Annotated in this window: 13 protein-coding genes and 2 pseudogenes; 8 read left to right on the top strand and 7 right to left on the bottom strand. The window is 65.5% G+C overall.

Annotation, left to right across the window (positions count from 1 at the left end; genetic code table 11):
- Nucleotides 1-121 precede the first annotated feature (121 nt).
- The 5 genes from pgl (at nt 122) to ACYVD0_RS11590 (ending at nt 6,378) form a co-directional block, all read left to right on the top strand.
- A complete protein-coding gene (pgl, locus tag ACYVD0_RS11610; RefSeq protein WP_460426960.1) occupies nt 122-835 on the top strand; it encodes a 6-phosphogluconolactonase in 714 nt (237 codons plus the stop codon).
- Between the two features lie 106 nt (nt 836-941).
- A complete protein-coding gene (gene pgi, locus ACYVD0_RS11605) occupies nt 942-2,609 on the top strand; it encodes a glucose-6-phosphate isomerase (protein ID WP_460426959.1) in 1,668 nt (555 codons plus the stop codon).
- Between the two features lie 87 nt (nt 2,610-2,696).
- Complete coding sequence (locus tag ACYVD0_RS11600) at nt 2,697-3,986, top strand: sugar MFS transporter (protein ID WP_460426958.1); 1,290 nt, start codon at nt 2,697-2,699, stop codon at nt 3,984-3,986.
- Between the two features lie 64 nt (nt 3,987-4,050).
- Nucleotides 4,051-5,022: a carbohydrate kinase family protein gene (locus tag ACYVD0_RS11595; protein ID WP_460426957.1), complete on the top strand. Its 972-nt coding sequence runs from the start codon at nt 4,051-4,053 to the stop codon at nt 5,020-5,022.
- Between the two features lie 141 nt (nt 5,023-5,163).
- Nucleotides 5,164-6,378, top strand: a complete 1,215-nt coding sequence (locus ACYVD0_RS11590; protein WP_460426956.1) for an aldose 1-epimerase family protein — start codon at nt 5,164-5,166, stop codon at nt 6,376-6,378.
- A gap of 153 nt (nt 6,379-6,531) precedes the next feature.
- Here the strand turns inward: ACYVD0_RS11590 and ACYVD0_RS11585 are convergent, their stop codons facing one another.
- Nucleotides 6,532-7,155, bottom strand: a complete 624-nt coding sequence (locus tag ACYVD0_RS11585) for a DUF2790 domain-containing protein (RefSeq protein ID WP_460426955.1) — start codon at nt 7,153-7,155, stop codon at nt 6,532-6,534.
- A gap of 463 nt (nt 7,156-7,618) precedes the next feature.
- On the opposite strand from ACYVD0_RS11585, the pseudogene ACYVD0_RS11580 reads away from it, so the two are divergent.
- Nucleotides 7,619-7,798, top strand: a pseudogene (locus ACYVD0_RS11580) (LysR substrate-binding domain-containing protein); the annotation flags it as partial.
- Between the two features lie 73 nt (nt 7,799-7,871).
- On the opposite strand, the gene ACYVD0_RS11575 reads toward ACYVD0_RS11580, so the two are convergent.
- The 6 genes from ACYVD0_RS11575 to rloA3 all read right to left on the bottom strand — a co-directional run bounded on the left by ACYVD0_RS11575 (nt 7,872) and on the right by rloA3 (nt 13,541).
- Nucleotides 7,872-8,582: a protein kinase family protein gene (locus tag ACYVD0_RS11575; protein WP_460426954.1), complete on the bottom strand. Its 711-nt coding sequence runs from the start codon at nt 8,580-8,582 to the stop codon at nt 7,872-7,874.
- Nucleotides 8,579-9,274: a class I SAM-dependent methyltransferase gene (locus tag ACYVD0_RS11570; RefSeq protein WP_460426953.1), complete on the bottom strand. Its 696-nt coding sequence runs from the start codon at nt 9,272-9,274 to the stop codon at nt 8,579-8,581. The genes ACYVD0_RS11575 and ACYVD0_RS11570 overlap by 4 nt, the downstream gene beginning before the upstream one ends.
- Before the next feature lie 137 nt (nt 9,275-9,411).
- On the bottom strand, nt 9,412-10,677 hold the full coding sequence (locus ACYVD0_RS11565; protein WP_460426952.1) for a sensor histidine kinase: 1,266 nt from the start codon (nt 10,675-10,677) through the stop codon (nt 9,412-9,414).
- 190 nt (nt 10,678-10,867) lie between these two features.
- On the bottom strand, nt 10,868-11,551 hold the full coding sequence (locus tag ACYVD0_RS11560; protein WP_460426951.1) for a response regulator transcription factor: 684 nt from the start codon (nt 11,549-11,551) through the stop codon (nt 10,868-10,870).
- Between the two features lie 274 nt (nt 11,552-11,825).
- Nucleotides 11,826-12,755: an SdiA-regulated domain-containing protein gene (locus ACYVD0_RS11555; protein WP_460426950.1), complete on the bottom strand. Its 930-nt coding sequence runs from the start codon at nt 12,753-12,755 to the stop codon at nt 11,826-11,828.
- Between the two features lie 261 nt (nt 12,756-13,016).
- Nucleotides 13,017-13,541, bottom strand: a complete 525-nt coding sequence (gene rloA3 / locus ACYVD0_RS11550) for an ATP-dependent zinc protease family protein (protein ID WP_460426949.1) — start codon at nt 13,539-13,541, stop codon at nt 13,017-13,019.
- Nucleotides 13,542-13,750: 209 nt separating this feature from the next.
- Here rloA3 and hhe point away from each other — a divergent pair, with 209 nt between their 5' ends.
- Nucleotides 13,751-19,294 (top strand): DUF4011 domain-containing anti-phage protein Hhe, encoded by a 5,544-nt coding sequence (gene hhe / locus ACYVD0_RS11545; RefSeq protein ID WP_460426948.1) that lies wholly within the window; start codon nt 13,751-13,753, stop codon nt 19,292-19,294.
- Nucleotides 19,295-19,964: 670 nt separating this feature from the next.
- A pseudogene (locus ACYVD0_RS11540) lies at nt 19,965-20,435 on the top strand (putative inorganic carbon transporter subunit DabA); the annotation flags it as partial.
- Nucleotides 20,436-20,535 lie beyond the last annotated feature (100 nt).

Here is a 20,535-nt window from a genome sequence, read left to right as displayed (position 1 = left end):
TGGTGCGACCGGCTGATCGCCGGCTGGCGGCTGCAGGGCGAGGCGCCCAAGCCCTATGCGGCGGGTAGCTGGGGGCCCCTGTCTTCGATTGCACTGATCACCCGTGACGGGAGGAACTGGTATGGAGATTTCTGAACTCGATCTGCCGGTCGGGGTGGTGACCCGGTCGCTGACCGACGGCGCCGCCCTGGCCGAGGGCCTGGCCGACCGCGTGGCCGAGGTGCTGCGCCAGGCCATCGACACCGATGGCCGGGCCAGTCTGCTGGTATCGGGCGGGCGCAGCCCGATCCCCTTCTTCGAGGCGCTGTCTGCGCGTGAGCTGGACTGGCAGCGGGTGCAGGTCGGCCTGGTCGACGAGCGCTGGGTGGCGCCGGACCAGGACGGCAGCAACGAGGCGCTGGTGCGCCGCCATCTGCTGCAAGGCCCGGCCGCCGCGGCGACCTTCCTCGGCCTCTACCAGGCGGCGGCCAGCCTGGAGGAGGCGGCCCGCCAGGCCGGTCGGGCGCTGGCGGCGCTCAAGCGGCCGATCGATGCGGTGGTGCTGGGCATGGGCGAGGATGGCCACACGGCCTCGCTGTTTCCCGGCAGCCCGAACCTCGCCCAGGCGCTCGCCGGTACCTGCGTCGAGCCGTGCATGGCGATGCTCGCGCCGGTCGCGCCGCACCCGCGGATCAGCCTGACCTGGCCGGTGCTGGCGCGAGCGCGCCTGCGCTGTCTGGCCATCCAGGGCCCGGCCAAGCTGGAGACCCTGCGTCAGGCCCTGCGTGCCGATCCCCTGCGGATGCCGATCCGCGCCTTCCTCGGCGATCCGCTGGAAGTCTACTGGAGCCCCTGAGGGCGACGCCGCAAAGGAGCGCCTAGGTCCGGGCGTGGACAGCCAATCGGGATGGCCATATTAGCCGCATTACAAGATCAAGACAGACTAAGGAGGCCGTAACTCCATGAGCTACTACCAGCAAGCGTTCGACGTCACCAGCCTGCCTGCCTGGAAGGCTCTGCAGGAGCATCGCCTGGCCATGCAGAACTTCCATATGCGTGAGGCGTTCCTGAGCAATCCCGGGCGTTTCGACGACTTTTCCACCTCCAGCTGTGGCCTCTTCCTCGACTACTCGAAGAACCTCGTCACCCAGGAAACCCGCGACCTGCTGGTCAACCTGGCCCGCGAGGCGGGCCTCGCCGAGGCCACCCGGGCGATGTTCGACGGCGAGCCGGTCAACGCCTCGGAAAGCCGCCCGGCCCTGCACACCGCCCTGCGCCGCCCGATGGGCGACAGCCTGATCGTCGACGGCCACAACCTGATGCGCGACGTGCATGCCGCCCTGGCGCAGATGACCGACATCGTCGGGCGCATCCACAACAAGCTGTGGCGCGGCTACAACGACAAGGCCATCACCGACGTGGTGAACATCGGCATCGGCGGCTCCTACCTCGGCCCGGAGCTGGTCTCCGAGGCGCTGTTGCCCTACACCCAGCAGTCCGGCGTGCGCTGCCACTACCTGGCGAACATCGACGGCAGCGAGTTCCGCGAGCTGACCGCGCGGCTGAACGCCGAGACCACCCTGTTCATCATCTCCAGCAAGACCTTCGGCACCCTGGAAACCCTGAAGAACGCCCAGGCCGCGCGCACCTGGTACCTGGCCAAGGGGGGGACCGAGGAAAAGCTCTATCGCCACTTCATCGCGGTGACCAGCAACAAGCAGGCGGCGGTCGAGTTCGGCATCCGCGAGAAGAACATCTTCCCGATGTGGGACTGGGTCGGCGGGCGCTATTCGCTGTGGTCGGCCATCGGCCTGCCGATCGCCCTGGCCATCGGCATGGCCAACTTCAAGGATCTGCTCTCCGGCGCCTACGCCATGGACTGCCATTTCCGCAACGAGCCGTTCGAGAACAACATGCCGGTGCTGCTGGCCATGCTCGGCATCTGGTACCACAACTTCTGGGGCGCGCAGACCCACGCCTTCCTGCCCTACGACCACTACCTGCGCAACTTCGTCAAGCACCTGCAGCAGATGGACATGGAGTCCAACGGCAAGAGCGTGCGCCAGGACGGCACGCCGGTGTCCTGCGGCACCGGCCCGGTGATCTGGGGCGGCGTCGGCTGCAACGGCCAGCATGCCTACCACCAGCTGCTGCACCAGGGCACCCCGCTGATCCCGGCGGACTTCATCGTGCCGGTGGTCAGCCACAACCCGGTGGCCGACCACCACCAGTGGCTGTACGCCAACTGCCTGTCGCAGAGCCAGGCGCTGATGTGCGGCAAGAGCCGCGAGGAGGCCGAGGCCGAACTGCGTGGCAAGGGCCTGGCGGAGGCGGAAGTGAAGCGCCTGGCGCCGCACAAGGTGATCCCCGGCAACCGGCCGAGCAACACCCTGGTGATGGAAACCCTCAATCCCAGCCGCCTCGGCGCGCTGATCGCCCTGTACGAACACAAGATCTTCGTGCAGGGGGTGATCTGGGGCATCAACTCCTTCGACCAGTGGGGCGTCGAGCTGGGCAAGGAGCTGGGCAAGAACGTCTACGGCCGCCTGACCAGCTACGAGGCGCCGCCCGCCGAGGATTCGTCCACCCAGGGCCTGATCGACTACTTCCGCGGCCGTCACCGCGGCTGATCCGAACGAGGTTGTGCACCCGGCAGACCGCGCCGCAAGGCGTGGTCCTGCCCGTACCTGAACAATAACTCCAAGAGGAAAGGTTAGATGAACGTCGAAGTCAGTCTGCAGGAGCGGTCGCAAGCCACAGCCGGGAAGACCGCTCCCATTTCCACGACCTTTGCTTTCGCCCTGGTGACGGCCCTGTTCTTCATGTGGGGGTTGTCTCATGGCCTGCTGGACGTCCTGAACCACCATTTCCAGGAAACCCTGAACATCTCCCGGGCCAAGTCCGGGCTCGTCCAGACGGCCTATTTCGGCGCCTACTTCATCATGGCGCTGCCGGTCGGGCTGTTCATGGAGCGCTGCGGCTACAAGGCCGGCATCCTGCTCGGCCTGGCCCTGTTCGCGATCGGCGCGCTGCTGTTCGTGCCGGCGTCCCTGGCCGCGACCTTCGGCGCTTTCCTGATTGCGCTCTTCGTGCTCGCCTGCGGCCTGGCCTGCCTGGAAGTGTCCGCCAACCTCTACGCCGCCGCGCTGGGCAATCCGGACAAGACCGTGCAGCGCCTGAACTTCGCCCAGTCCTTCAACGGCCTGGGGGTGTTCCTCGGGCCGATGATCGGCGGTGCGGTGCTCTACGCGCCGCCGGTCGAGCTCGCCGGCAGCACCATCGCGCCGACCTCGCTGATCTATGTGTCGCTCGCCGTGCTGGTGGTGGGGCTGATGGTAGTCTTCGCCCGCACCGCCTTCCCCGAAGTGGGCAGCGAGGTCGAGCGCGACGAGACTGCCGAGGCGCCGGCCGGGGAGAGCGTCTCGCTGTGGCGTCGCAAGAACTTCACCTTCGCCCTGCTGGCGCAGTTCTGCAACATCGGCGCCTATGTCGGCGTCGGGGCCTACTTCATCAACTTCGCCCTGGAGCACTGGCAGGGCAGCACGCCCCAGTTCTGTTCCTTCCTGCTATCGGTGGCGATGATCGGCTACATGATCGGCCGCTTCTCCGGCACCTGGCTGATGCGCCGCATTCCGGCCCGCAACCTGCTGGTGTTCAACGCCATCGCCTGCGCCTTCCTGAGCGTCGTCGCCATGCTGGCGGTGGAGAAGGTTTCGGTCATCGCGATGATCGGCATGTACTTCTTCATGTCGATCATGTACCCGACCATCTTCGGCATGGGCGTGCAGGGCCTGGGCCGGCAGACCAACCGGGGCGGCTCGATCCTGGTGATGGCCCTGGTCGGCGCCGCGATCCTGCCCCTGGTCATGGGCGCGATCGCCGATGCCGCCGGCATGGCGACGTCCTTCATCGTGCCGTTCGCCTGCTGTGTGGTGGTGGCGCTGTACGGGCTTTCCCAGAAGCCGGCCGAGTCCTCCGTGTCCAGCCTGGCCGCCAAGGCCGAATAAGCCGGCAGGCGCCGGGAAAACGGGTTTCCCGGCGTCATCGAAATCCGAGATCAAGAGGTGCGCAATGTTTCTAGTATGCGGCGAAGCGCTGTTCGACCTGTTCGTCGAGCCAGCGCACAGTGAATTGCCCCGGCAGGTAGGGTTCAAGGCGATTGCCGGTGGTTCTCCCTTCAACGTGGCGGTGGGACTCAGCCGGCTGGGGGTGGACTCCGCCCTGCTGACCGGGATCTCCACCGACTTTCTCGGCCTGCAACTGCGTCAGGTGCTGGAGGATGAGGGGGTGTCGACCCGCTACCTCGTCCCGCTCGATGCAGCCACCACGACCCTGAGCCTGGTCGCCGTGGATGCGCAGGGCGTGCCCCACTACAGCTTCTACGGGCATTCCGGGGCGGACCGCCAGCTGCGCCCGGAGCAGGTGCCCGCACTGGGCAGCGAAGTCCGCGGCATCCATGTCGGCTCCTATTCGCTGGTCGTGCAGCCGACCGCGGACACCCTCTACGGGCTGGTGGCCAAGGCCTCGCAGGAGCTGTTGATCACTCTCGATCCGAACGTCCGCCTCAATGTCGAGCCCGACCTCGACGTCTGGCGCGAGCGGATCGGCGCCTTCGCCCGGCATGCCCATCTGGTCAAAGTCAGCGAAGAGGACCTGGAACTGCTCTATCCGGGCAAGGACCCGGCGGCGATGGCCGAGGGCTTCCTGCAGCATCAGTGCCGCCTGGTGTTCCTCACCCGCGGCGAGCGCGGCGTGACCGTTTTCAGCCGTGTGTATGGCAGCTGGTCCCGCCCGGCCCAGGCGCTGACCCCGGTGGATACCGTGGGGGCGGGCGATACTTTCCAGGCGGCGCTGATCACCTATCTGACCGAGCAGGGCTTCGATCGCCCGGCCCTGCTCGACACGCTGGAGAAGTCTCACCTCGAGCAGATGCTCGCCTTCGCCCAGGCGGCGGCGGCGCTGACCTGCCAGCGCTGCGGGCCGGACCTGCCGCGCCGCCACGAGCTGGCGCCCTCGGCCAGCCAGTTGCAGCCGGTCGTCTAGAGTATCTTCAACGCAGCCCGTGTCGCCCTCTTCCCGCCGGGGGAGAGGGCTGGGGCGAGGGGATGCCGGACGTGCGACCCGTTTTCCCCGCCTCGGTCCGCCGAACGGGCGACGACAAGACCCAACGAACAGGAATTCATCATGAAGAAGCTTTCCGGCCTCGCCGGCCCGGGCGCCATCGCCAGTGCCACTCCCGCGCTGGCCCATGAATATGTCCTGATCGACAGCGACAAGGCCCCGCAGAACTGGAGCATCGACAGCCGGCAGCTGGGCATCGAGACCGACCGGCCGTTCTCGGTCACCCTGCGGACCCTGCACGGCGGGCGCCAGGAGGGCGTCAGCCTGATCGACATCGACACCGGCGCCATGAAGATCACCGTGGTGCCGACCCGCGGCATGAACGTGCTGTGCGCAGTCGCCGGCGACATCCGCCTGGGCTGGGATTCCCCGGTCGGGGAGGTGGTCAACCCGGCCTTCATCGAACTCAACGGCCGCGGCGGCCTCGGCTGGCTGGAAGGCTTCAACGAGCTGGTCACCCGCTGCGGCTACGAATGGGTCGGCCATCCCGGCATGGACAAGGGCGAACTGCTCACCCTGCACGGCCGGGTATCGAACATCCCAGCTTCCCGGGTAGTTCTCAGCATCGACGAGAAGCCCCCGTACACTATCCGTCTCAAGGGCGAGCTGAAGGAGCAGGCGTTCAAGAAGGTCGACTTCGCCATCGTCACCGAGCTGAGCACCGAGCCGGGCTCCCAGTGCTTCACCCTCAACGACACCCTGACCAACCGCGGCGACTACCCGCAGGAATTTCAGGCGCTCTACCACAACAACTTCGGTACACCGCTGCTCGAGCAGGGCGCGCGCTTCGCCGCCCCGGTCAGGCAGGTCTCGCCATTCAACGAGAGGGCCCGTGCCGAGCTCGCCGACTGGCAGAGCTATCGCGGCCCGACCGCGGACTACGACGAGACCGTCTACAACCTGATTCCCTACGGCGATGCGGTGGGCGACAGCCTGGGCGTGCTGCACAACCGCGCCGGCGATCGGGGCGTGGCGGTCGGCTTCAACGTCGGCCAACTGCCGGTGTTCTCCCTGTGGAAGAACACCGACACCGAGCGGCAGGGCTACGTCACCGGCCTCGAGCCCGGCACCAGCTTCTCCTACAACCGCCGCTTTCAGCGCCCGCTGGGCCTGGTGCCGACCATCGGCCCGAAGGAGCAGCGCCACTTCCAGCTCAGCTTCACGCTGCTCGCCGACAGGGCAGGCGTGGGCCAGGCCCTGCAGCGGATCGACGAGATCCAGGCGGGACGTCCGACCGAGGTGTGCGAAACGCCGCTGGTCGATCTGAGCCGGGAGTGATCCTGCCTCGCATCGCGGCGCGACGGGGTCTCCGGCTATCGTGTTCAGGTCCAGGGAAGACCTGAACCGGTTAGCCTGCTCGGCCTCGGTTCAGGGTGTATTCACCTGACTGGTAAAGTCATGTTCAGGGCTGCCTGGAGTCTGGGTGATTCTCTAATCCATGCAGCCACTTGTATCGGGATACAAATATTCAACGACATTGATCGCACCTGTGGAGTCCTTGTAAGTCATTTCGGCTGGAATGACGCCACAATAGGAAGGCGCCGGCCGAAGATACTCGACTTTTATCAGTTCGGCGACATCCACTTTCATGCCGTATTTATAGGGTTTGGCCTTGGAGGTCCGCTCCTCGGAAATAAGGATATTCGATGCCTCTAAGTCAATGGCGTCCGTGTTATTGATTTCAGCCATGGCTAGAGAGGCTGTCGTAAGTGCAGTCATGGCAAGGATCAATTTCATGGCTTTCATATTGAAAATGATGTCGATTTTTTTCCGTATGAAAAAAGAAGCCAGAGATGCGGAGCGTTTGGCTTGGCATCGGCTCTCGGAAAGTTGATAAGAAGCAGAGTCGTCTGGGTGGATCAGCTCTGGCTGACTTGTGCTCCGTGCTAGCTCGGGATCAGGTGCCGCCACGCCATGGCTACAGGGGGGCGCGAGGGCAACGTCACCTTGATGCTGGAAGAGCGCGCCTTCGGCTGGAAAAGGCGTTCGGTCTGCAAGCCACGATGGATATCCGAGGCGATGTTTTAGCGCAGGTGCGGTATTTTCGAATTGCATATAGCCCTCGGCTTTGGCTCGCGGCACGGTCTGTTCGAGAGTGCCGGTTATTCATGTCATTCCCCCTGGAGTGACTAAGGATTTAGCAATGATCAATCTTCATGCGGCTAATGACGAATCACGCGATGCAGGCGAAGTGTGATCCGCACCTACAACGTAATAAAATTGAAAGATTGAATCCACCGAGTAAATGAAACTGAATGCAACCGACTCAGTGTTTTATTCCGGGTATCACTGGCCGATACTCATCTGGCGCCGGCAAAGGTTCTTTTTTGTTAAACAATTTTTTACATTTAAATATTTATTTACATTTAACCGCGTGCCCGAAAAACAAGTGCGCCATTCCGCCAGTTCGGGATGCATGAATACTTAATGCGGGCAGCACTGCGCCCATAGACCTGCGCAGTGGCTTGTCAAGATAGCCAGGGCGCCAGTCTCACCTGGGCACCCTGGCTTGTTTCGACCGCGCGGGTGCCTGTGTGTGAGTCTGCTGCTGGTCAGCTCGCTGGTGTTGCCGGTGCTGGCCGACTTCATGGCCGAGCACCCGGAAATCGAGCTGGACCTGGATTTCACCGACCGCCTGGTGGACGTCATCGAGGAGGGAGGCGATGTGGTGCTGCGTACCGGACAACTGTCCGATTCGATGTGCGGATCAGGCAGTTGGCGGTCGAGGGTTTGGGGAGAGGGGAGGGCCGGTGCCCTCTCCGCGAGGTCAGTCAGGCGCCTTCGGCTGGGGCGGCCAGGGCCTTATCGTAGGCAGTCTTGAAGAGGGTCCACTCCGCTGCCGACATCGCTGGGCAATGGCGGCGCAGTTGGTCCAGATCGCGGCGCGAGGCGCTGGCGATGCGCAGGCGCTGGCGGCTCTTCTCAAAGTCGATCAGGGCGATCTCCACTAGCGGGCGGCCGGCAGCTTCCTCGACCTTGACGAATACGTGCTTGGGATAGCAGCAGCCGTGCTGCCAGTGGCCCTGGTGCAGGCGGCTGAGGGTCAGGGCCAGCTCTTCGAGCACCTGCCGGTGGACCGCTTCACCCCAGCGCTGGCGCGCGTCGCCGCGATACCACTCGTCCAGGCTGACGAAGCCTTCCAGCGACTCGGTCACCAGCAGGGCCTGCCACTGTCCGGTGGTTTTCCGCGCCGAGCAGAAGACGATCTTCGGCACCCGCACGCCCAGCCGCTCGACGGCTTCGAGGGCATCCTGCTCGCGCAGCACGGTCGGCCGGCCGAGGGGATGGCGCAGCGAGTGGTAGAGGTGCCCGGTCTGGCGCTTGCTGTAGAGCGGCACGCTGTGCGCACTCAGGCGCTGCACGCCGCTTTCCCCGGCACGGCGAACGTTGGGCTCCTCGACCCATTCCCCCTGGCGGCTCCACCAGCACTGGAAGGTTTCGGTGAAAGACTCCAGCGACTGCAAGGCGATCGATTCGTTCACGCAGAGGTCCTCTTGAGCAACACGTAGATGCGCCGCATGGCATAGCCGGGCAGGGCGTCGTGATGGCCGGCGATGTCGAAACCGACTTCGCGGAATTCGCCCTCGATGGTCGTCCGGTCGATGACAAAACGGTTGCGTTTCTCCTCCCGGCCATCCTGCATCGCGCGCAGCTGTGCCAGATGGCGGCGCCGCCAGGCCTTGAAGTTGCCGTCCACCCACAGGGAGACGATCAGGCTGTCGCGGCTGACCCGGTGGAACTCGCGGAGCATGGCCAGGCGGTTCTCGCGGTCGGCGACGTGGTGCAGCAGGCGCATGCAGAAGATGCTGTCGACCGCGTTGTCGGGCAGGTCGATGGCGACGGGGGAGGTCTGGAAGGTCCGCACCCGCGCCAGCACCTCGTCCGAGTGGTTGGCCTTGACCATCGACAGGATCTCCGCCGAGCTGTCGGCGGCAAGTATTACCCGGTTGGGTTGTTCGGTCAGCAGGGGCCAGAAGCGGCCGGCGCCGCACGGCAGGTCCAGGACCAGGTTGGGCTCTCCGGCCTGTTGCAGCGCACGCCGAGCCAGTTGCCCGTCACGCCAGTGGGAAAGTTGCCGGACAAGACGGTCACAATGCCTGGCCAGGATTTGCGCGGCCTGGGTTTGGCCGAATTGGCGCGGTAGTTCCAGTCCGCTGATGCGTATTCTCGACATGGCAAGGATTTCGTTGGGCTGGGATAGGGACGATAGTGCCGCGAAATGTATCAAGTTTTTGGCAAAAGGATGTAATAAAAAAGGCAAAAGCACCGGCGGCGCCGCTCCGTTCGTCGGCGTGGCGCCAGGCGCCGCGGCTATTTCAGGCAGACCCGGAAGCAGCTGCCGCCCGGTTCCAGGTTGCTCACCCGGACCTGCCAGCCCTGGTGCATGCAGATCCGCTTGACCAGCGAAAGCCCGAGGCCCAGGCCCTCGCCGCGGGCCTGCTCGCCGCGCACGAAGGGTTGGAAGATGCGCTCGTGCTGCTCCACGGGGATGCCCGCGCCGCTGTCCTCGACGCGGAAGCCGCCGCTCTCCAGGATCAGCCGTACCGTGCCGCTCTCGGTGTAGTGCAGGGCGTTGCGCAGCAGGTTGGACAGGACCGTGCGCAGGAAGGTGAGGTTGTAGGAGGCGTTGTCGGTGTCTTCCACGATCAGCTCGAAGCCCAGGCCTTTGGTGCGGATCGGCGGCCCCCAGCGCTGGCTCTGCTCCTCCGCCACGCTGGCCAGGGTGGCGCTGCCGCCGATGGCGGCCTCCTCCCGCCGGGCGCGGGCGAGGATGAGGAAGGTTTGCACCAGCTCGTGCATTTCCTGGACGGCCCGGCCGATCCGCGCCATCTGCCGGCTGGCCTGGGGCGGCAGATCGGCTTCGTCGAGCAGTTCGCAGGCGCCCTGGATGACCATCAGCGGGGTACGCAGTTCGTGGCTGACATCGCTGGTGAACAGGCGCTCGCGATCCAGGCTCTGGCGCAGCTGGCCTAGGGTGCTGTCGAAGGCCGCCGCCAGGTGGCCGACCTCGTCGTCGGGGTATTCCGGCGCCAGGGGCGGCGCCAGCGGCAGCAGCTGGTTGCGGTGGCGGACCTGGCGGGCCAGGCGGATCACCGGTGCGATCACCTTGCGCGCCAACAGAAGGCCGAGCAGCCAGGCGCCCCCTACGCTCAGCAGGAAACAGAACAGGATCACCTTGAACAGCAGCTGCTCGCGCGCCTCGAATTCGCTCTGATCCTCCACCAGCATATAGGTCTGGCCCTTGCGCTTCATGGCGAAGACGTAGTAGGCCCGCTCGCCATCGATCAGTTCGCTGAAGCCCTTTTCAACCTGCTGCAGAGATTGAGGGATGGGGTATTGTGCGAGATCCGAGGCGAAGAAGCGGGTGGTGGCGTCCAGCCGGGGCTCAAGGCCCTGTGGGATGTCCTTGTTCACCACGATGTCCAGTTCGCTCTTGAGCTCCTGGGAAACCAGGTCTCTCTCGATAAAGTGGACGATGGCGACGATGCTCAGGGAAAAGAACCCGCTGACCACCAGGGTCATCAGGGTGAAGGCGATGACGATGCGCCGGGCGAAGGGTTGCTTAGGGTGTGTCATCCATTATTTCCCCGCTTGCGTTGCTGCCTGAAATGGGCCCATTTCAGGCGCAACCCGAAGGGACGGGCCTGTTTTGGCACAGCGCTGCGTTGTTCGTCGTTCATTTGGAATGACCAAACCTCTTTCCTCACGCCTTGCCCTGTGCGAAAACAGGCTCCGTCGCAACGAGGGAAATAATGGATGACACGCCCTAATTCACATCCGGGTGCTCCACCAGGCGGTAGCCGACGCCGTGGATGGTGTGCAGCAGGGGCCTGTCGAAGGGCTTGTCGAGCGCCTGGCGCAGCTGGTGGATATGGCTGCGCAGGCTGTCGCTCTCCGGCAGGTCGTCGCCCCACAGGGCGTTTTCCAGGAACTCGCGGCGCACCACGGCCGGGCTCTTCTGCATCAGGATGGCCAGCAGCTTGTAGCCGATCGGGTTCAGGCGCAGCGGCTTGCCGGCGCGGCTGACGCTCAGGGTGTCCAGGTCGTAGAGCAGGTCGCCGACCTGCAGCTGGCGCTTGCGGCTGCCCTGGGTGCGGCGCAGCACCGCTTCGATGCGCGCCACCAGCTCGGATAACGCGAAGGGCTTGAGCAGATAGTCGTCGGCGCCGCTGTTCAGGCCTTGCAGGCGGTCGTCCAGGGAGTCGCGGGCGGTCAGCATGATGATCGGCGTCTCGCTGCCGGCGTCGCTGCGCAGGCGCTTGCAGACCTGATAGCCGTCGATCCCCGGCAGCATGATGTCCAGCACGATCAGGTCGTACTGTTCGGTGGCTGCCAGGTGCAGCCCGCTCAGCCCATCCTGGGCACAGTCGACCGTATACCCCTTGAGCTCCAGGTAGTCGAGCACGTTGGCGAGGATGTCGCGGTTGTCTTCGATGACCAGAATGCGCATAGGCGGGGCTCTCGGCGGGGGGGCGGGCGGATACTGTAGCAAGGTGGCGGGCAGGAGGCATGCGGGAGTGGGTGTCCCACGGGGCAATCGCATGAAGGGGCAGGTGCAGCCGTTCACGCCCTCTCCTGCGTGCGGGAGAGGGCTGGGGAGAGGGAAAACAGGCCATTGCTGCTCATTTGCCCTCTCCCCTGGCCCCCCTCTCATGAATGCGTGAGGGGAGAAAGTTGTTCATGCGATTGCCCTGGGGCGTCCCACGAGCCCGGGTCAAACGGCCTTACCGGGATACGCCGTCGTTTTGAAAGGCGTAAAAAAGATTCGGCTCGCTCACCACATAGAGGTTGCCTTCAGCGTCCATCGTCACGCCTTCGGGCTGTGGCGCGCTTTCCTCAAGATCCGAGGCCAGGCTCCGCAGGGAGCGGAAACTCACGAAGTTGCCTTCGCCATCCAGTTCGACGAGTAGTTTCGATTCGTCGCTCAGCAGCGTCAGGTGGCCGGTCCTCGGGTCGTAGTGGACGTCGGACAGATCCCCGGCCGATACGCTGCGCTCGATCCATGAGGTCAGGTCCCGAATGCGCAGCTGCAGCTTTCCATCCAGGGATCCGGCCGGGCCCCCGATCTCGTACAGTTGGCGCGGGTCGCGCTCCTTGACCACGAACAGGCGATCGTGGCCTGCATCGTAGGCGATGCCTTCGAACCCCTTGTTTTGCCGACTCAGGTTGATCTCCAGGGTCAGGGTCCGGGCATGTTCGGCCTTGATGGTTCCCCCTGGGGCCGGCAGGTCGACGAAGTTCAGTCGCTGGCTGATTTCCTCTGCCAGCACCAGCCGCCCATTGCCCAGGTAGGCCAGGCCTTCGATGTCGACGAAGCCTTCGAGCCGATAGCGCTCGAGTACCTCGCCGGTCTTGTCGAGTGCCAGAATCTCCGCCGCCCCTCCGTTGCTGACGGTCAGCAGGCGATTCCGGTCGTGGTCGTAGGTGATCCCCGACAGATTTTCGATTCCTGCAATGGGTTTGGCATCGATCCGTACCCGGTAGCCCGGCAGCCAGATGCTTTCGCCGTCCGCCGGTTTCCCGGACCAGTGGTCGAGGAGATGCAGGTGAAGCAGCCCGTAGCCATGCAGCCTGGCGCCGATCAGGCCCGCCAGTGCCAGCACGGCTATCGCCAGTAGCGAGTACAAGCGGCGGCGCCGGGGAGTTCGGGACATGATCCGCTGGGGAGACGTTGTCTGGACAGGCATTCTGGTGGTTTCCTGGTTCGGGGGAAGGCAAGGGCTGGCGGCCGTCGATAGGGGGCTGCCAGGGAAGCCGCGGCTGCGATCTGTCCTGGCAGGGTAGGTGTGTGGCGTTACCGGAGAGAGTCAGCGGGCTATTGGCCCATCCCCGAGGCAAGGCTGGAGAAAGGCAAGAGGGCTGGTCTTTGCAGTGGCCGCCGGGCGACGAAGCTTTCCTGGCGGCCTTGCCGATCCCTAATTGGCCGCGGTGCTCCGGGCGCACTCGGGATTGACGGTGAAGGTCCGGGAAACGTCCACCAGGCCCAGGTGCCTCAGAGTCCGCCGGCCGATCAGCACGGGGTAGTTCATCTTACTGCGATTTTTCAGGGAGAACTGCTCGTCGTAGAGCCGTTTGCCAATGCAGATCTGCATCTTCACCACCGGCCGGCGTTCCGCGCCACCGGCGCCGCGGACCTTCACGTTGCGCAGCACCTGGCGCTCGAACTGCGAGTCGACCAGCTTGCCGGTGTCCTTGTCGGTCACCTCGACCTTGAAGCGCACCCACTCATCGCCATTGCGCTCGAAGCGCTGCAGATCCTTGGCATCCAGGGAGGAGGTCAGGGCGCCGGTATCCAGCTTGATCTTCATCGGGATGTTTTCCGGCTGGATCAGCCCCTTCTCAATCCAGCCGAAGACCCGCTCGGGTGTCTCGTCGGCGGCAGCGGGGAGAGCGGTGGCGCTGAGCAGCAGCACCAGGGGGATGGTCTTGAGCAAATGCATCGGGGACAGGCTCCTTGGAAAGATCGGTCGACCATAGTAGGTCGCCGGTGAAAATAATGTCGGTTGCCCTTCGCGGCGGGATGGTCAATCTGTCCTGGCCGGCTCTGGCGACAGAGCGGCTCGCCTGCGTGGCGCAGCGCCCAACCCCGGACCCTCCGATATACTGCGCGGCCGAACAGGGTACCCGAGCGGAGTGAGGAAAGGATCTGGTGGACGGACTGTCGAATAACGAGGTCATCGATGAGCGGTACGAGCAGAGGCTGGAGCCCGCAGGCAGTCCAGGGGCGGGCGAAGAGGGGCAGGGCCCGGAAGAAGGGGAACGCTCGGCCGGCGCGTTGCCGGCCAGTCTGGAGAAGCTGCGCAGCCGCCTGCTGGACCTGAGCGCGCGCAACCGCCTGTTGAACTTCTCCCACGCACGCAGCAAGCGCTTCGTGCGGGTGATCGACGAGCTGCCCGACCAGCTCTTCGCCAAGCTCACCGAGGAGAAGTCGATGCGCTTCGCCGCGGTGCCGGAACCGACCGAGAAGCAGCTGCTCGAACACGGCTATCTGCAGCGCGACGAGGCCACCGGCCTGCTCTCCGAGACCGGGAAGCTGCCCGGCGCCGAGGAGTGGGCGGCACGGCTGGGCATGGCCAGCGAGCATGAGCTGCCGCAGGCCGCGCCCGATGTTCCCGACCCGCGCAAGCACGCCGACAACACCATCCAGACGCTCTACTACCCTGCGGAGCTGGAGGCGCGGCTGCAGATCATCCATGGCCAGTCGCGCCTGGCCCTGGAGGAGACCGGCGCCAACGTGCTGTTCCTGGCCTTCGGCTTCCTCGAATGGGACGAGTCGCTGAGCGGCAGGAACAGCCCGCGGCTGGCGCCGCTGATGCTGCTGCCGGTGCGTCTGGAGAAGGACAGGCTGAATCCGGACACCGCCACCTTCGAATACCGCGTCGAGTACAGCGGCGAGGACATCCTCACCAACCTGTCGCTGCGCGAGCGCCTCAAGCGCGACTTCGCCATCGCCCTGCCGTCGATCGCCGAGGGCCTGCTGCCCGAGGAGTATTTCGCCCGGATCAGGGAGACGGTGCTCAAGGCCAAGCCGGAGTGGAAGCTCCACCGCTACGTCTCCCTCGGCCTGTTCGAGTTCGGCAAGCTGATGATGTATCTGGACCTCGACCCGGCCCGCTGGCAGGGCCGCTCGCCGCTGGAGCATCCGCTGGTGCGCCGCCTCACCGGCGCGGCGGGGCCGGAGGAGCGCGAGGCGCCCGTTGCGGCCGCGGGCTTCTGCCGCGAGCATGCCATCGACGAGTTGGAGAACGTGCACAGCCAATTCCCGCTGATCGACGATGCCGACAGCTCGCAGCACAGTGCCCTGGTGGATGTCATTCGCGGTGACGACCTGGTGATCGAGGGCCCGCCCGGCACCGGCAAGTCGCAGACCATTACCAACCTGATCGCCGCCAGCCTGGCCCAAGGCAAGAAGGTGCTGTTCGTCGCCGAGAAGCGCGCCGCCCTGGAGGTGGTGAAGAACCGCCTGGTGCGCGCCGGGCTAGGCGATTTCTGCCTGGAGTTGCACAGCCACAAGAGCCAGAAGCAGGCGGTGGTCGCCAGCATCCGTCAGCGCATCCAGAGGCGCGGTGGCTTCCGCTCGCCGGAGCGCCTGGCCGCGCTGATCGGCGACTACGAGCGGTTCAAGACGCGCCTCAACGGTCACGTCGAACGGCTGCATACCGAGTTCGAGGGCAGTGGCCTGAGCGTGCACCAGGTGCTGATGCAGGCTACCCGGCTGCGCGAGGCGCTGGGCATGCGGCCCAGCGAATTCCACCCGCTCGTCGCCGAGCCCGACGCGCTGCTCGCAGTCGACCGGAACCGCCTGCAGGAGCAGGCCGGCTTCTACCCCACCCTCTATACCAAGGCGGCCGCCGAGGCCGGGCAGGCCGGCCGGCTGGAAACCCATCCCTGGTTCGGCTGCGGCAAGATCCGTTTGGGCGCCGCCGAGCGCGCCGCACTGCTCGAACGCCTGGCCCAGGCCTGCGCCAGTCTCGGCGCCCTGGCTGAGGCCCGCGACGCCCTGGCGGACGAGCTGGCGGCCCCCGAGCTGGCCGGCTTCGGCCCCGACGCGCTGGCCGACCTGGCTGGCGCGCTGCCATCGCTGCCGACGCCGCGCGGTGACGAAGACTGGGCGCTGATCGGTCGGCTGGACAGCCGCTCCTGCGCCGCCCTGGGCAGCTGGCTGCAGCGCCTGGAGACGCTGCTGCAGCAGCAGAGTCGCCTGGCCCGGCGCCTGCGCCCGGATGCCATTGCCTCCACCGAGCTGCTCGGCGGTTTGCGTGAGGCCTGCGCCCAGCTGCGTCAGCACAGCGACGACGAAGCACTCTCGCTGAACGACCTGCTCGCCGCGCTGCGCAACACCCGCGCCCTGCTCGGCGCCGCCGCGCCGGTCCACGCCCTGCTGCGCCGTCTCGCCGAGCAAGGAAGCCTGCCCGAGCTCGGCACCGACCTGACCGGCCTGGAGCAACTGGCCTGTCTGCTGCGCCAGGTCCAGGCGCTACCCGCGGAGCTGGCCGGACTGCGCCACCGGCGCTTTGAGGACGAGGCCCTCGATGCCGTGCTCGATGAACTGGCGGTGCGCCTGCCGACGCTGCATGAACTGCGCGAGCAGGCCGGGGAGGCCTTCGACCTGGAGCGCCTGCCGGAGCTGCGGCGACTGGAGGATCTGGCGCGGGTCCTCGCCGATCCCTCGCTGTTTCGCTGGTTCAAGGGCAGCTGGCGTGCCACGCGGAACGAGGTGCTGCAACTGCTGCGTCCGGGGCTCGGGGTCGACGAGGCGCTGGCCGCGCTGCCGGCGGCGATCGGCCTGCAGCGCGGCCAGGCGGCGCTGAATGCCGATCCACTGTTCCGCGAAACTCTCGGTGAGCGCTTCCGCGGCCTCGACACCCGCCTCGAGCCCTTGCAGCGGCTGCGCGCCTGGTATCGCGCACTGCGCGCTGAGTGCGGTCGCGGCTTCGGCCCGCGGGTGTGGATCGCCGACTACCTGCTGCAGGCCGACACGGATTTCTTGCGCGGGCTGCGCGAGGAGGCCGTGGCACTGCAGGACTATCTGGCGCAGGTGGAGGGCCAGCGCCAGGCCTTCGAGCGGCTGCTGCCCTATGATGTGCACGCCCTGCGTAGCGCCCGCCTGCTCGATCCGCAGGGCCTGTTCGTGCGCCTGATCCGCGAGCTTGGCAAGGCCCTGAAGCAGCTGCTGCTGCTGATCCGCGAACAGGAGCCGAGCCTCGGCGGCATGCTCGAGCTGGTCCGCGCGGTGGAACAGTGGCAGGCCGCCGCCGCTGCGCTGCAGGGCGATGCGCTGGTCGCCGCCTGCCTGGGCGAACAAGCCCTGACGCGCATCGAGGACGCACTCACCGCCGGGCCGCGGCTGAGTGCCTGGCGGCACAGCGTCGCCTTCGCCACGCCGCTGCTGGCCACGCCGCTGCGCGAGCGCCTGCTCGACCAGCTGGCCGCCGGCGACAGCCGCGCGGGCGAAGCGCGGATTCTCCGCTGGCGCGAGGCCGGGCTGCGCCTGGGGCTGCTCGCCGAGACCTGGGAGCGCGACTGCCAGGCCTTCTTCGAGGCCGGCGACATTCTTCCCGAAGAGTGGTGGCAACCCTTGGAAGAGCGGGACTTCCCCGGCCTGACAGCACGCCTGGCCGCGGCCGCGGAGCGCCAGGATTTGCTCGAGCACTGGTTCGAATACCGCCGCCTGCGCGGCCACCTGACCGAGCTGGGCTTCGCCGCGGTGGTGACGGCGATCGAACGTCAGCGGCTCGAGCCGCGGCACTGCGCCGACGCCTGCCTGCTCGGCCTGCTGGACGCCTGGGCCACCCGCATCCTCGAGGAGAACCCGGCCCTCGGCCAGTTCTCCGGCAAGGAGCAGGAAGCGATCCGCGAGCGCTTCGCCGAGATCGACAACCGCCTCAAGCTGCTGCAACGCGAGCAGATTGCCGCACGCATCGACCGCAACCCGATCCCGCCGGGCAACAACTCCGGACGGGTCCGCGAGCGCACCCAGCTCGCCCTGCTCGAGCACGAGGCCGGCAAGCAGCGCCGCCACGAGCCCATCCGCAGCCTGGTGGACCGCGCCGCCGAGGCTCTGCAGGGGCTGATGCCGTGCTTCATGATGAGCCCGATGGCGGTGGCCCAGTACCTGCCCGCCGGGCGGCTGGAGTTCGACCTGGTGGTAATGGATGAGGCTTCGCAGATACGTCCGGAGGAATCCCTCGGCAGCATCGCCCGCGCTCGCCAGCTGGTGGTGGTGGGCGACCCGAAGCAGCTGCCGCCGACCAACTTCTTCGCCCGCCAGGGTGACGACGAGGAGGACGATGACGCCACACTGTCCCTGGCCGAGGACGCCGAGAGCATCCTCGACGCGGCGCTGCCGCTGTTCAAGCTGCGCCGCCTGCGCTGGCACTACCGCTCGCGCCACGAGAGCCTGATCGCCTTCTCCAACGCGGCCTTCTACGACGGCAACCTGGTGGTCTATCCCTCGCCGCACCGCGAGTCCGCCGAATTCGGGGTGAAGTTCACGCGCATCGACGGCGGCCGCTTCCTCGAGCAGCGTAACCCGGAGGAGGCTGAGGTGGTGGTTCGCGCCATCGAACAGCACCTGCTGCACTCGCCCGGCGAGTCGCTCGGGGTGGTGGCGATGAACCTCAAGCAGGCCGAGCAGATCGAGCGCCTGCTCGAGCTGCGCACCAAGCAGGACCCGCTCCTGCAGGCGGCCTGGGAGCGCAACCAGGCGCAGGACGAGCCGCTGTTCGTCAAGAACCTGGAAAACGTCCAGGGCGACGAGCGCGACGTCATCTTCATCTCCTGCACCTACGGGCCGGTGGAGGCGGGCGGGCGGCTGCCGCAGCGCTTCGGACCGATCAATGGCGTCGACGGCTGGCGCCGCCTCAACGTGCTGTTCACCCGCTCGAAGAAGCGCATGCAGGTGTTCGCCTCATTCGGCGCCGGCGACGTGCTGGTGAGCGGCACGGCGAGCCGCGGGCTGAAGGCGCTGCGCGACTTCCTGCAGTACGCCGAGTCCGGGCGCATGCCGCTTCTCTCCGAGAGCGGCCGGGCGCCGGACAGCGACTTCGAGGTGGCGGTGATCGACGCCCTGGCGCGTCACGGCTACGACTGCGAGGCGCAGGTCGGCGTCGCCGGCTTCTTCATCGATCTGGCGGTGCGCGATCCCGGCCAGCCGGGGCGCTACCTGATGGGTATCGAGTGCGACGGCGCCGCCTACCACTCGGCCAAGTCGGCACGCGACCGCGACCGCCTGCGCCAGAGCGTGCTCGAACAGCTCGGCTGGCGCATCCGGCGAATCTGGTCGGTGGACTGGTTCCGCAACCCGCGCGCCCAGCTGGAGCCGATCCTTCAGGAACTGGCCAGCCTGCGCAGCGCGCCGGCGCCGGCCGAACCTGTGGTCGCTTTGGCGGAAGAATCAGCGATCCGCCAGGAGGCGAAGGAGGTCGGCGAACAGGCGACGCCGGAGACCGCCGATAGCCTGCGCGAGCGGCTGCTCTGTCTGGACGGCGAGATCATCCGCCGGGAACTGCCGGACATCCCCGAGGAGCGCCGCCTGCTGCGTCCGGAGCTGCTCGAGGCGCTGCTGGAGATCCGCCCGCGCGACCGCACCGAGTACCAGGAACAGATCCCCGGCTACCTGCGTGCCGCCACCGCGCCCGAGGAGGCACGCTTTCTGGATGATGTTCTGGGCCTGATCGGCGAGCACGGCTGAGGTTTCCCGCCCCCGCCCCGTATTGCGGCAGAAGGAATCTCCATCTCCGGGAGTTTTCTTCTGTCGCGCACCCCCGAAGAGCATTTGCTAATGTTCTTCGGCCTGCCTTTTCGATTATCCATAAGCCATGACAGTGCTGGGTAACTGTGCCACTGCGATAGTGGCCTGTTGCCAACTTCCCACCTCTTTCCAGGATTGTCGGATGTACTTGGTGAGTGGCTGGGTTCGATGACGGTTTTTTCACTTGTAATTTCTTAAATTTTTTCGAAGTAAGGTTTATATGGTTCCTGGCGGTTGACTGGCATGCAACATGCTCAGTTGACTGGCCGGTAATTCTTTGTGTAACATCTTGAAATACTTTTTCGAGGGCTCTAGAGTAGGTATTCGAGAGCGTTGTCAGGAAAACGATCTTTTCACAAGCGAGGTGAAGACAAGTTCATCGGGAACCTTGCGCGCACTATTTCGAGCGCGGTGCGGTATTCCCTGAGCAGAATTGGAAAAATATATCGTCGAACTAAAAATTCTCCTTAACAGGGCTGGCCGGCGACGGCAGCAAAATGGATCAGGTTAGAGAAATGGCCTGTCTTGACCGGACAGTCATTCGCGAATCTTTGCTCCGAATGATTGGAAAGGCAGGCTTTGTTCAGTCTTTCTTCGGGCCATTTGAATAGTGCCGATGGCCTCTGGGGACAAATCGATGACTGCTAGATCAGAAAATCCAGCGCAGTCCGGTAGTTTCGATGAAACCACCGTACTGCACGAGCTTGAACACTATCTTCCGAAACAAGCTCCCTTGAAGGATTTCGTTCACCACAACACCTTGCATGCATTTCAGGATTCGAAGTTCCATGACGCAGCGCGAAATGCCTCGGGTATCTTCGGATACAGCGTATCCCTGAAGTTGGAGAAATACCGCAATCTTTATCTGCAGGGAGAGATAACGCCCGCCGTTCTGGACTGGGTTATCCGCTCGCGCAAGAGCGACCAGTTCGAACTCTGGAAAAACAAGGTCGTCGAGGGGCAGTTCGCGCCTCCGTCGTTGCCGCGGGTCGGTTCGTTGCGCACGAACTGGAAGAAGGGCCACCGGATTGACCTGGATTCACTGGTGCATCCGCTGCTGTTCCGGATTCTCTGCAGTTACTAAGCCTATCGAAAGTATTGTCATATTGAGAGACAATACCTCCATGAAATGCAAACGAAACTCCGATGGTCGGGCAATCGACCACCACGCCCTCCAGGTC

This window comes from Azotobacter armeniacus (assembly GCF_054779355.1).
This window is presented reverse-complemented; position numbering and strand designations above follow the sequence as displayed.

Bases quoted from the DNA above. Each gene is read 5' to 3' on its own strand.
- ACYVD0_RS11585 (WP_460426955.1), bottom strand. From the start codon at position 7,155: ATGCAATTCGAAAATACCGCACCTGCGCTAAAACATCGCCTCGGATAT.
- rloA3 (WP_460426949.1), bottom strand. From the start codon at position 13,541: ATGCATTTGCTCAAGACCATCCCCCTGGTGCTGCTGCTCAGCGCCACC.
- ACYVD0_RS11595 (WP_460426957.1), top strand. From the start codon at position 4,051: ATGTTTCTAGTATGCGGCGAAGCGCTGTTCGACCTGTTCGTCGAGCCA.
- ACYVD0_RS11590 (WP_460426956.1), top strand. From the start codon at position 5,164: ATGAAGAAGCTTTCCGGCCTCGCCGGCCCGGGCGCCATCGCCAGTGCC.
- pgi (WP_460426959.1), top strand. From the start codon at position 942: ATGAGCTACTACCAGCAAGCGTTCGACGTCACCAGCCTGCCTGCCTGG.
- ACYVD0_RS11570 (WP_460426953.1), bottom strand. From the start codon at position 9,274: ATGTCGAGAATACGCATCAGCGGACTGGAACTACCGCGCCAATTCGGC.
- ACYVD0_RS11555 (WP_460426950.1), bottom strand. From the start codon at position 12,755: ATGTCCCGAACTCCCCGGCGCCGCCGCTTGTACTCGCTACTGGCGATA.
- pgl (WP_460426960.1), top strand. From the start codon at position 122: ATGGAGATTTCTGAACTCGATCTGCCGGTCGGGGTGGTGACCCGGTCG.
- ACYVD0_RS11560 (WP_460426951.1), bottom strand. From the start codon at position 11,551: ATGCGCATTCTGGTCATCGAAGACAACCGCGACATCCTCGCCAACGTG.
- ACYVD0_RS11600 (WP_460426958.1), top strand. From the start codon at position 2,697: ATGAACGTCGAAGTCAGTCTGCAGGAGCGGTCGCAAGCCACAGCCGGG.
- ACYVD0_RS11565 (WP_460426952.1), bottom strand. From the start codon at position 10,677: ATGACACACCCTAAGCAACCCTTCGCCCGGCGCATCGTCATCGCCTTC.